Raw genomic sequence first — 12,394 nt, 5'->3', positions numbered from 1 at the left:
ATTTTTTTATTGAATTATTTCTTGTCCCACCAAATTTTTGTTGTTAACAAATCTGGTCCTTGACGTTTAATCGCCTCTCTGTAATTGGCTGCATTAGTGATCAACTCTGATTGATCGTAAATTAATCTTCTTGGAATAGTTCCATTGGTTTCGCTACCTGGATGATTCACAGGAGTTAAAATAGGGAAACCTGTTCTTCTGTACTCTGCAAATGCTTCGTACCCATTAAACAATAAAGAAATCCATTTTTGAGTTCCAATTTGTTCCAAAGCTTTATTGGCATCAAAAGGATGAGCGGTAATGTAGTCTGTATATTCTGCATCGGTTACCGCTGGCACTTTATTACCAAAAACGGTTAGCATTTGCATGGCAGCTTTTACTCCATCTTCATAGAATGTTTTGGCCGTACCCTTAACGTCCCATCCTTTTTGAGCGGCTTCGGCCAATAAGAATTGTACTTCGGCGTTGTGCATGATGATCGTTGGAGCATCAGTACGTAAAACGGTAGACGTGTTAGGATCTGAAATTAATTTCTTGTTTCCTCCATTTGGAAACTCTAACGCACCATTATCTAAACCTTGTTGCTTCGCTGGAGTATTATCTCCTGAGCCTTCTAATTTAGCTAAGATTCGTAACCTTGGATCGTTGTTATTTTTTAACTGATCGATAAAGGTTTTACTGTATTTGATGTTACAATCTCCACCATTTATTTCTTTGATCGCCCAAGTAGAAGTAATTGGATTGGTTTTTACCCCTTGAGGATTAAGCTCATGTTGTAAAACCACATTGTCTGCATTAGAAGTAAAAACTCCTTTGGCTACCGCTTTCTCCACATATTGTTTCGATAAAGCAGGATCTACATTTGAGATACGCATCGCTACTCTTAAAAGTAAAGAGTTGGCGAATTTTTTCCATTTGGCGATATCGCCTTTGTAAAACAAATCGGCATTTCCAACAAATGGTTTACTAGCGTCCAAGGCATCGCTGGCTTGGTCTAGCTCTTTCAATAAATCATCATAAATAACCTTTTGAGTATCATATTTTGGGGCAAAAAGAAGTCCATTGTATCCTTTACCTGCTTCAAAGTAAGGAATCTCTCCGTAGGCATCGGTCAATCGTTGAAACATATAGGCTTTCATGATGCGACACGCCTGATTCATGTTGTTGTAGTCGTCTGTTTGAGGTATTACGGATTGTAATTGAAAGGTTTGATTTAAACCTTTCCCGTAAGTTTCCCCAAATACTGCGCCACTCAAAGAACCACTCCAAACATAAATAGAGCCTGAACTTCCTGGTGAAGCAAAGTATTGCACAAACTGGCTGGTATACAAATTATTCGTTCTAGTGTGCGAGAAATCTTGACCATTCATGTATACCTCGGCTAAGGTGAACATTGATTTTGGATCTGGTTTAAGTACCGCATTAGGATTCTCATTCATGTCTTCAAACCCATTGTCGCATGAGCTTAAACTAAATACACCAAGCAAAAGCGCACCGATATAGGGTATTAATTTATTTTTCATCTTGTTCTTTTTTTGTATTAAAACTTAACATTCAAATTAAATCCAAAATTTCTTGTCAATGGCATAGAGGCTCTTTCTAAACCTTGCGCATTGCTGTTAGAATAATTCGATTCTGGGTCAATATTTGGAGTCGTGCTGTATAAAGTAAGTAAGTTGTGTCCAGATACTCCCAAACTCAAGGCTTGAATTCCTGTGTTTTTGAAGTAACGTTGTGGCATGTTATAGTTGAAAGAAATCGATCTTAATTTGATAAAATCAGCATCGTACACAAAGTTGGATGACACATCGCTGTAACTTCTCCAGTAATTGTATGCCGAAACCGTTTTATTTACAGGGTTTCCATTGATATCTTTTCCTGAAACTTGAATACCTGTTTCACGACCTTCTAATGTTTTTTCTGTCAATCCATAACGAGTTCCCAATTGGTTAGTCGCTGAGTAAATGTGTCCACCAAATTTGGCATCAATCAAAACAGAAAGGGTAAAGTTTTTGTATTTAAAATCGTTAGTGAAACCCATCGATACTGGTGCAACTCCAGGTCCACAATTGATTAATTCACCTCTTGCAAATCTACCATCTGCTTGCAATACTATTTCGCCATTGGCATCTCTCATGTAATCATACGCTTTGATCGTTCCAAAGGCTTGTCCAACTTCTAAAACTACAGAAGCTCTACCGTCTCTACCACCTTCAAGTGTTTTAGTAGTAATTCCTTCGGATAAACTTAAAACTTGGTTGTCATTGTAGCCAATGTTGTAACCAATATTCCAAGAGAAATTATCGGTTTTGATCGCTCTAGTATTTACGGCAAATTCAACCCCTTTGTTTAGAATTTCACCCACATTAATTTTGGTTCTTTTGAATCCTGTTGCTGATGAAATATCTACATCGGCAATATCATTGGTAGTCTTTTTGCGATAAAAAGTCAAATCGGTACTCAATATATTATTGAAAAAGGTGTTTTCGAAACCAAATTCAATCGTGCTTACATTGTAAGGTTTCAATTTACTATTAGGCACACTTTCACTGTTGATTCCAAGTACCGGTTGCCCGTTGATGATGGTTTGTCCATCAGGAGCAGAGTACGCTAAATTTAAAGCATAAGCATCTGGCAAGGCACCACCTACGTTACCCCAACCTACTCTAACTTTACCATAAGACATCCATTCTGGTAATTTTAATACTTCAGAATATATAAAACTTGAACTTACTGAAGGGTAAAAAATAGAATTGCTAGAAGGATCCAAGGTAGAGAACCAATCTTGACGTCCTGTTAGACCAAGGAATAAGTAGTCTTTATACCCAAAATCAGCTGAGTAAAAAAGTGAATTTACAGCACTTTCAGAAAACAATTTCTCAGTTCTTTCTGGAGTAGTATTTCCATAAAAGTACTCAAATGGTATGATGAAATTATTTCCTTTCATTTTGATCCCACTAAATCTATTGTATTGCATGTTTCCTCCAACAAAAGCATCTAGTGAAAAGTTTTTACCAATATCGGTTTTGTATCCTAAATAAGCCGAAGCATTTACCTCAGAACGGTTTTCAATTCTGTTCTCAATAGATCCTCCTGGGTTATAAGCAATACCCGTTGGTTCAATTTCTTCGTATTCGTAATTGATATCATCAATACCAATTACCCCTTTTGCGTATAATTTATCGGTAATATTATAATTTACTTTGGCCGAACCTACAAAACGCTTTCTCAAATCATTATTCAAATCTACACCAGTAGCAAAATAAGGTTGTGTCATGTAAAGATTAGATCCTAACATATCCGATTCTCCACCTTTAGCGTCAAATGGATTGCTTAACCATCTGATATCTGTAGAAGGCGACATGAATACCACTGGGAAAGCTGCATTTCTTGGACCATCATTCAAATAAGGTCTATTATTGGTTTTCTCAATAATGTATTGTGCGTTGGTCTCAATATTGATTTTCTCGTTAGGATTTGCATTGTAATTAAAAGCAATATTCGTTCTTCCAAAATCATTGTTTGGCATAATAGATTCGTTTTTAGTATTTCCTAAAGACAATCTAAAATTAGAGGTTTCGTTCCCACCAGATAATGCCAAAGTGTTGGCCATATTGAAACCTGTTCTGTAGAAATTTTTTACATTATTTTTACCATACGCTTGATACGGTCTGCTTTGTCCATCAATAGATGCAGCAGCTGTACCATCATAACGGTCTCCCCAAGCAAAAAAGAAACTATTTTGTACTTGATCTGTAGAAGGGAAACGCTCGTAAACACCAGAAGCATTAGGTTGACCTGCACCGTACTTATCTTGCCATTCTAATAAATCCATAGCATTACTCATGGTAATATTGGTACTAAAATCAACACCAATTCCTTTACCAGATTTTCCTTTTTTGGTCGTAATTAAAATTACCCCGTTAGATCCTCTAAATCCATACAAAGCAGAAGCCGCACTCCCTTTCATTACAGACATCGAAGCAATATCATCTGGATTAAAAGAAGACATACCATCTCCTTTGTCATTTCCTCCCCATTGTCCAGCGTTACCTTGTTGCGTATTATCTACTGGAATTCCGTCAATTACATACAAAGGTTGGTTAGAGCCAGAAGCAGAAGTTGCCCCACGAATCACCACACGACTCGATCCAGAAGGACCACTTACCGGAGCAGAAACATTTACCCCCGCTATTCTACCTTGCAATGCATTTCCTAGATTTACCTCTTTAGTCTTAGTTAAATCTTCTCCTTTAATCTCACCAACAGCATATCCTAAACTTTTTCTTTGTTTTTTTACTCCCATCGAAGTAATTACCACATCTTTTAATTGAGTTACGCTTTCAGATAAAACAATAACAACATTGTTTTTAGATGGGTCTACAGTGTACACCAAGGTGTTTAAACCTACAGATGACACTTCAAGTTTCACACTCTCGGCAGGTACTGACAAAGAAAAATTCCCGTCAAAATCAGTTACCGTACTCAATGATTGACCAATTACTTTCACATTTGCACCTATTACGGTCATGTTTTGTTGATCCTTCACTTTTCCACTTATCGTTCTATTTTGGGCCATTGCATTAAAGCAACCCAACAAAATAAAACACAAAACTATTCCTATTCGTTTCATAAAATTACTATTTGTTTTTTGTTTTGATTTATTTTAAAAATTGATTCTGTTTTTAATTCATTTTTTCATATCTCTTTTTTTATGTTACACTTGTTTTTTTTGGCTTTAAAAAGTTCGCTAAAACGTTTTAGTAAACTTTTTTTAAAAAAATGCAATTGAATTGCATTTTTTTAAAAAAAGAGGGGCTACTTATAGCCTTAAACCGATTCCCTCTCAATATATTTTCCTTTTACAAATAGTTTCTCAACTTGATAACTTTCTGGTGTTTTAATCTGAGCCATCAACAAGTCCACCACTTTTTTTCCCATTTCGTCAATAGGTTGTGCTACTACTGAAATAGCTGGGGAATGAATTCTGAAGCTATCTACATCATCAAAACAAATAACAGAAACATCCTTGGGGATTTGCAAACCTAATTTTCGCATGGCCAATAATCCAGCAAATCCTAAATAGTTAGACAAAAACAAAATACCATCTATCTCTTTATCCTTTTGAAGTAACGTCACTATATCATTTACCCTATCTTCTTCTTTTTCTAAAAAATCAGTAATCAATATCAAATTCGGATCAAAAACACTATGTTGTTTCAAAGCATCAATATATCCTGATTTTCGTAACTCCATTTGAACCATTCCATGCAAAGTGGTCACTAAGGCAATTTTTTTACACCCTTTATCTATTAAAACTTTCGTAGCTTGAAAAGCACCGTCATAGTTATCAATAATAACATGGCTTACATTTTGTCCCTCAAAAAAACGATCAATGAGTACTACTGGCCTTTTATCATGAAGTAGCATATCGATTTCGTCTTGCAAATTTTCCGTAGGCGTAATCACAAATCCATCGGCGTTTTCTTGTACCAATCTTTTCAACAATACCTTTGTGGACTCATCATTGTTATTCGTACTAAAATAAAAAACACGATAATCATACTTACTCGCTTCTTCTTCTATCACACGGGCAAAACTGGAAAAAAAAGGATTCGAAATATCCTCTACCAAAAAAACAATACTTTGCGTTTTTCCAGTTCGCAAACTACTCGCATTTACATTGGGCTTATACCCTAATTCCGAAACTACTTTTTGAACTTTTAAAATAACAGCCTCACTTATCCCCATTTTTTTGCCCTTACCATTCATCACAAATGACACGGTTGAAACCGAGACTCCTGCTTCTTTTGCTATATCTTTAATGGTAGTTTTTTTCATAATTGTGAAATACTTCTTTTAGTACCTCCACACAAACATACAACTAATTTTTCAATACAAAAACGTTTTAGGGAAAGATTTTCCTAAATATTTCTACATAAAATTGCATTATTCGGATAAATAAACGGAGTTGTGTTAAATAAAATAAATGATTTTAACAGCATAGAAAAAAAATAAATCCCGTTTTTATCAATTTGCTTACATATCAATAATGAGTTAACAAGAATCTTAAAAAAATAATAATTCGGATCTTTCCCCTTGAAAAAGAGTCCTTGAAAAGAAACAATAAAAAAAAGCGACAAAGTACTGCTACTTTATCGCTTTTATCAAACCACTTGTCTCAGCTATTATCGAATCGAAATAGCTACGCCGCCACTTTTGGCCAAACGTTGTTTTAATTGAGTCGTGCTTTTTACTTTAATCTTCTTAATGGTATAGGCTTGCGGATTGTTCAAATAATCGGCATTCTTAGCATCGGCATAAATGGTAGCCGTAAAGGTTTTCCCCTTGGGTAAAAAACTGAAATCAATCAACGCTTCACGAGCCTTTTCATCCGTGATACCTCCTACAAACCACTCGTCCTTACCTTTGGCTTTTCGAGCTATAGTAAGATAATCTCCGGGTTCAGCCTCTAATATAGTGGTACTGTCCCAATCTAAAGCTACGTCCTTAATAAATTGAAAAGCATCCTTAAATCGGTTGTAGTTTTCAGGTAAATCGGCAGCCATTTGCAACGGACTATACATCGTTACGTACAAAGCCAATTGTTTGACCAAAGTTGTACTCAATTTATTTTTTTTGCTACCGTATACCGAAAAATCACCTTGAAAAATCCCTGGTGTGTAATCCATCGGCCCTCCCATCAATCGGGTAAATGGCAAAATAGTGGTATGATCGGGATTATTTCCTTCAAAGGATTCAAATTCGGTACCACGAGCCGACTCTTGTGCAATCCAATTCGGATACGTACGATGCAATCCTGTTGGGCGCACCGCTTCATGCGAATTGACCATAATTTTATGCTTCGCGGCTTCTTTTGCAACATGCAAATAATGATTGACCATCATTTGACCATCATGATGTTCGCCTCTTGGAATCATTGGCCCTACATAACCTGTTTTTACAGCATCATACTCATGATCGTTCATAAATTGAAAAGCAGCCGCCAACTGACGCTCATAATCAATGGTAGACGAAGTGGTTTCGTGATGCATGATCATTTTCACGCCTTTAGCCTTTGCATACTTTTGAAGTTCTGATACATCAAAATCAGGATATGCTTTCGTGAAACTATAGATTTTTTCTTTTTTGAAAGCGGTGTTGTCTTCCCAACCTTCGTTCCAACCTTCTACCAATACTGCGTCGATACCATTTTCTGAAGCAAAATCGATATATTCTTTCACATGCTTAGTGTTAGCACCGTGTGTGGTATTGGGTTTTAGTTTTGAAAAATCAGTTTCTCCAATCTTTACATCTTGGTCATTGCTATACGCCCAAGTGGAACCGCCTCCAGTAAAATATTCCCACCAAACCCCAACATATTTCACGGGTTTAATCCACGAAACGTCTGTCAAAGCACAAGGCTCATTTAAATTCAAAATCATTTTGGAAGCCAATATCTGACGGGCATCATCACTAACAATAATGGTTCGCCAAGGTGTTTTTTTACCCGTTTGCACATAGCCTTTATTGCCTACAGCATCTGGCGTTAAATGTGACGATAATCCAAATTTAGCAGCCTCAACATTCAAAGCCATAGCGGGAAAATCCACCAAAGCCGCTTCGTGAATATTAATATACAATCCGTCTTTTGATTTCATCATCAAGGGCGTTTGCACAGCTACATTTTTAATTCTGGATTGAGCCGCTAAAGATTCTTTTGAAGAAGCCTCATACAATCCTGGAATTTCAGATATTAAAGAAGTGGTGTATTTGTACTCGTTGGTATCGTAATCCCCAGGAATCCAAAACGCCTTATGATTACCCACCAAATTGAACTCGGTTGTTTCTTCCTGAATCATAAAATGTCTCAAATTTGGTTGCACCGGAAATTCGTATCGAAAGCCTAAGCCATCGTCAAACAATCGAAAGTAAATCGTCAACAACCTTTTGCTTTTGGGTTGTAGCAACTCCACTTTCATTTCATTGTAATGGTTTGTAATTTCCTTTTGTTCGCCCAAAACAGGTTCCCATTTTGAATGCTCGGTAGTAAAAGATACTTTTTGAATCTCGAAGTTTTGATTGAAAAGAATGTCTTTTTGAATCACAAAACCCATGTTACTTTTTTGGATCGCTGTTTTATTTTTATAGGACAAATCATAAACAGGAGTGCCTTTTTCATCTAATGCAAAGGAAAGTGCCAAATCCTTGTTGGGAGATTGCAAAACTTGTGAAAAACCCAAAGGCATAAACAATACTAAAAACAGACTTAGTGCTACTATTTTTTTCATAATCGACTGGGGAAGAAAAATTAAACAAATTACGGAAAGAAGAAATATTCCGATTTTTCATAAAATTATCGATTTCATAAACAAAGCTCCATTATTTAACAAAACTTTAAAACTCAGGCTTTTTTTAGTAAAATTTTGAAGTAATTATCAATAAAAAACAACAGAAGGCGTAACCAATTGAATACTAAATCATTAAAAAACAACAAGGCATTCCGTTTTTGAAAGTATGTTTTGAAATTCCACTTCGAAAGTTTTTTGTTGTTTAAAAAAAGTCTCCTCCAACAATTTACCCTTTCTCCATCGCAGAATTATTCAATACTGAACTTGTAGCAGTAGATTTGGCCAAAGCTTATTCCTGCTTTTTTTTCTTTGCAAAAAACAACAATCGCCCTCATTTAAAAAGAAAAAAATAGCACTAAAAAAGGGTCAAAATTGGTCTTACCATTCAGAAAAAGATCGCGCAAAAGCGTCTACTTGATCCCAATCGGTATATTCTATGACTGTTTTCGGATCCGTTGGGCCTTTGGTCAATCGCATGATCAATTGAATCATGATTCGATCCCAAAAACCATAGTGAGGATAATCTAATTTACCAGCAAATACAGCAACTCGTGCGGGTTTCCAAGAAATATTTTTCAAAAATTTAATCACGTACGGATTGGTGTCGGCCGTGCGCTTTTCTACTTTACGAGCGACCAAATTCACCGAAATAAAGGCCGATTTTTTAGCATTCAAAAGCGTGGCATTGTCCTGAATAAAAGTAGTTATTTTGGAATGATGCTTGCCGTACCGAATACTCGAAGCGATCAAAACTTTATCAAAATCCGCTATTTCAGCATCGTATTCATCAACAGACACCAACGTTACACTGGATTGATCTTGCTGAAGAACACGCGCTATTGATTCGCAAATTCGTTGTGTCATGCCATCAACCGAGGCGAAAATTATCAGGATTTGCGTTGCTTTTTTAGGTTTTTCGTCCATCATCATGGTTTAATAGTTGTTCTCCGTTTTTTTATTTTGTTTTGATTCAAAATTCAAAGTTTGCAACGGAATGATGCCTCAAAGAATCCGTTTTCTCTTGAACCAAAAATAGATGACCAAAGCAATGACGACCATCACGCCCAGTGTCATGAAATAGCCGAGCGGCCATTTTAGTTCGGGCATATGCTCAAAATTCATTCCATAAATTCCTGCAATAAACGTTAGCGGCAAAAAGAAAGCCGAAAAGATGGTCAACAATTTCATCACATCATTGCTTTTTTGAGCGTTAACCGAAAGAAAGGTATTCAATAAATTGTTGGCGTTTTCGAGTACTTCGTCATAATTGAGCAGCAAGCTCAGCAGCTTATCTTTGATGTCTTGCAAAGCGGTTTTGGAGGACTCGCTCACTTCGAGTTGGTGAATGACATTTTGAAATATCTGCAACAACTTTTTGGTAATCCGCGTTTGTGCTTTCAAGAAATACAGTTCTTCCAAGGAGATTTTAGAATAGTCTTGCAGGAAAATCGTCTTTTCGATTTGAATGATTTTTTCGTCCAAGTCGTTCAAAGGGACTTGATAGGTTTCTACCATTTTATGTATCAAATAAATCAAAATTTCCTCGGGTGTTTTGTGGTCTTTTTTTACGGTTTCCAAAAATGCAAACGGACTGCGATGCACCGTGATGATTTTGTGTCCGTTGTAAAAAAATGCGATTTTATGCGACAATTCATTGATAGTAGTAGCTTTACTGGCCATTCTCGGCGTAAAAGCCCTAAGAATTAAAAAATTATAATTGGGCTGCTTTTCAAATTTTGGCAAGTGGCCTCGCTCTAAACTGTCTTTAATTTGAAAAAAATCCAACTGGTATTCTTTGGCAATTTGGTCTAGATTTTCTTGACTAGGTTGGCAAATGTCTATCCAAACAAAGTTGTCGAATTGTATTTTTTTTTGGGTGGGTGGTGTCATTTTGTTTTGGTGTGAATAGATGCGCTCATCGAAAAATCAAGAAACCAATATGAAACGCATTACAAATATTTATTTGGATACGAATATATAAAAAAGTTACAAGGCTTTGTGATGATTTACAATAGGAGTAGCTATTGGTGTGTGTTTTTATAATCTGTTGCGCTATATGTTACATTTCTTACAGCGTTTGAAATTGTTTTATCAACAGTTCTAACTAAAATTCTTTGTAACTATTCAGGTTGTCGTGCTTTCAATTGGCTCCAGCTTTAGCTGGAGTTATTGGGATGGATTGTGTTGGCTTTAGCCAAATAAAAGCAGCTGATTTTGGCTAAAGCCTTTAAATATTTAAAATTTCACCCCTCCAACTAAAGTTGGAGGCAATTAATGTCCCGAAAAACTGAATAGTTACAATTCTTTTAATTGTAGTTTCAAAATATTCATATGTTTTTATTTATTTTTCTTTGGATATAAATTTGCTTACCATTATTCCCATAATGATTACTAAATAAAATTGACCTGTAAGACCTAATAAAGACGTTGCCATTTTAGCGTTATGAGAAATTGGAAGTACATCTCCATAACCAATACTTGTTATTGTAACAGTACAAAAATATACTGTATCAATAAATGTATTTGTGTGGTAACTGAAATCAATATTGCTTAAAATGTGATTCTTGTTTGATTGGTAAAAAATCATAAAAGTTCTAACAGCAATTTCAATTATTAATAAATATCCTGATATTGATGCAGAAATTAATGCTTTATCAAGGCGATGAGGAGAAAATAGAAAAACAGCTGTGTTGTATAAAATTAAGCTTAGAAATATTAAATATGAAAACTCTCTAATTACCTTTAATACTTGATTTCCATCAAATAATAGTAAACTTAAATTAAGAAATAGTGTAGTAAATATAATAATTTTATTTGTTTGGGATATTTTATTTTTTCTTTGAAAAAAACTATTTGTTGATGCAAAATAAAGAATAATCGTGTTTATTATTCTTACGTAAGTTCCATAGAAATGTAAATCTGTAAAAAAAACACTTCCATATAGATGGAAAAGCAAAGCAATTAATAAAATTTCATAACTATGGTTTGAATGAAATATAATTATTTTTTTTTTCAATATTTTTAGTTGAATCATTTTCTAATTGGCTAATTTGAATTCTCTTTTTTACGATAAAATTAGAGCTAACTTTCCCGTTCGACAAGCAGTTTGGGACTAAATTAAGCCCATTATTCGGATTTATCAAATCATCCTAAATACAAAACCAACTTACTATTTAAGCCTAATATCCAAATCGCTTGTAGCTTGTATTACCAGCAATTTTTATTTTCTTTTTAAGTCAAATCCTAAATTCAGTTGTAACATAATTGGCCAAATATTTCCATTTCCATTTGTGTCAAAATAGTATTGAGGTCCAACGTCAAACAGTAAGTGAAAATTTTTTCCATATTTTCTTTGTATTCCCCAAGTTGGTCCAAATGCATAATCAAAATCTGAAGTCCGATTTACATTTTCTGCTATTGAATTTCCACGTGTTATAAATCTTAACGATACAAAATTTCCAGAGTTATTTTCCGTATTTCGGTTTTTACCGTTTCTTTTATTCAGGTTATAAAACCATTTTTGTTGAAAATCCGCAAATGGACTAATTATATAAATAAATCCGCTTCCACCATAAGTCAAATCAGGGTATCCTCCACCATAACCAACTCCGAGAGCTGAAGAAAAAGTTGAGTATTGTCCTGTTGGAATTTCCAATTCAATTGCTGGATTTAAAAAATTTACACGGAAAACTTTTTCAGTTTCAATGTTGTTTTTTTCTTGAGCATAATTCAAGGTTGATAAAAGTCCAAATGTTAAAATAAATAAGCTTTTTTTCATTTAATTCTATTGTTTTTTAGTTGGGGATGTTTTTCTAAAATGTTGCATAACGGTTTGCTAGTAGGCGATGGTCAGGGTTAATAATTCTTATTGTTTCAGTTAATCACAATATTCCAAGTACAAAACCATTTTTACATTAAGCCTAATTCCCGAATTGTTTACAGCGTGTGTGCTTGTTGCACAACTAAAACTTCCTCCTAATATTCTGGTTTTTTAAATCGCTCAAAGCGTAATACATTAATTTATAGAACTAAATTAGTTTTGA

General features: G+C 34.9%; 8 protein-coding genes. All 8 read right to left on the bottom strand.

Annotated features, from left to right (window positions below):
• Nucleotides 1-14: 14 nt before the first annotated feature.
• A complete protein-coding gene (locus BXU11_RS06260; protein WP_078211377.1) occupies nucleotides 15-1,523 on the bottom strand; it encodes a SusD/RagB family nutrient-binding outer membrane lipoprotein in 1,509 nt (502 codons plus the stop codon).
• 17 nt (nucleotides 1,524-1,540) lie between these two features.
• Entirely contained in the window at nucleotides 1,541-4,633 is a 3,093-nt protein-coding gene (locus tag BXU11_RS06255) for a SusC/RagA family TonB-linked outer membrane protein (RefSeq protein WP_024981211.1), read from the bottom strand.
• A 197-nt stretch (nucleotides 4,634-4,830) separates the two neighbouring features.
• Complete coding sequence (locus BXU11_RS06250) at nucleotides 4,831-5,841, bottom strand: LacI family DNA-binding transcriptional regulator (protein ID WP_078211376.1); 1,011 nt, start codon at nucleotides 5,839-5,841, stop codon at nucleotides 4,831-4,833.
• A 347-nt stretch (nucleotides 5,842-6,188) separates the two neighbouring features.
• Nucleotides 6,189-8,291 (bottom strand): glycoside hydrolase family 97 protein, encoded by a 2,103-nt coding sequence (locus BXU11_RS06245; protein WP_078211375.1) that lies wholly within the window; start codon nucleotides 8,289-8,291, stop codon nucleotides 6,189-6,191.
• A gap of 438 nt (nucleotides 8,292-8,729) precedes the next feature.
• Nucleotides 8,730-9,281 (bottom strand): menaquinone-dependent protoporphyrinogen IX dehydrogenase, encoded by a 552-nt coding sequence (hemG, locus tag BXU11_RS06240; protein WP_223253678.1) that lies wholly within the window; start codon nucleotides 9,279-9,281, stop codon nucleotides 8,730-8,732.
• A gap of 72 nt (nucleotides 9,282-9,353) precedes the next feature.
• Nucleotides 9,354-10,241 carry a CorA family divalent cation transporter gene (locus BXU11_RS06235; protein ID WP_078211374.1) on the bottom strand — a complete coding sequence of 296 codons (888 nt, stop codon included), beginning with the start codon at nucleotides 10,239-10,241 and terminating at the stop codon, nucleotides 9,354-9,356.
• Nucleotides 10,242-10,692: 451 nt separating this feature from the next.
• Complete coding sequence (locus tag BXU11_RS06230) at nucleotides 10,693-11,385, bottom strand: potassium channel family protein (RefSeq protein ID WP_078211373.1); 693 nt, start codon at nucleotides 11,383-11,385, stop codon at nucleotides 10,693-10,695.
• A gap of 186 nt (nucleotides 11,386-11,571) precedes the next feature.
• A complete protein-coding gene (locus tag BXU11_RS06225; RefSeq protein WP_078211372.1) occupies nucleotides 11,572-12,129 on the bottom strand; it encodes a hypothetical protein in 558 nt (185 codons plus the stop codon).
• Between the last annotated feature and the right edge of the window lie 265 nt (nucleotides 12,130-12,394).

The sequence above is a fragment of the Flavobacterium sp. LM5 genome (assembly GCF_002017945.1).
GTDB lineage: Bacteria > Bacteroidota > Bacteroidia > Flavobacteriales > Flavobacteriaceae > Flavobacterium > Flavobacterium succinicans.
The sequence above is the reverse complement of the archived record's forward strand: the minus strand, read 5'-3'. Positions and strand labels throughout refer to the sequence as shown.

Coding starts and splice junctions, on each gene's coding strand:
- BXU11_RS06260 (WP_078211377.1), bottom strand. CDS start 1,523: ATGAAAAATAAATTAATACCCTATATCGGTGCGCTTTTGCTTGGTGTA.
- BXU11_RS06255 (WP_024981211.1), bottom strand. CDS start 4,633: ATGAAACGAATAGGAATAGTTTTGTGTTTTATTTTGTTGGGTTGCTTT.
- BXU11_RS06250 (WP_078211376.1), bottom strand. CDS start 5,841: ATGAAAAAAACTACCATTAAAGATATAGCAAAAGAAGCAGGAGTCTCG.
- BXU11_RS06245 (WP_078211375.1), bottom strand. CDS start 8,291: ATGAAAAAAATAGTAGCACTAAGTCTGTTTTTAGTATTGTTTATGCCT.
- hemG (WP_223253678.1), bottom strand. CDS start 9,281: ATGATGATGGACGAAAAACCTAAAAAAGCAACGCAAATCCTGATAATT.
- BXU11_RS06235 (WP_078211374.1), bottom strand. CDS start 10,241: ATGACACCACCCACCCAAAAAAAAATACAATTCGACAACTTTGTTTGG.
- BXU11_RS06230 (WP_078211373.1), bottom strand. CDS start 11,385: ATGATTCAACTAAAAATATTGAAAAAAAAAATAATTATATTTCATTCA.
- BXU11_RS06225 (WP_078211372.1), bottom strand. CDS start 12,129: ATGAAAAAAAGCTTATTTATTTTAACATTTGGACTTTTATCAACCTTG.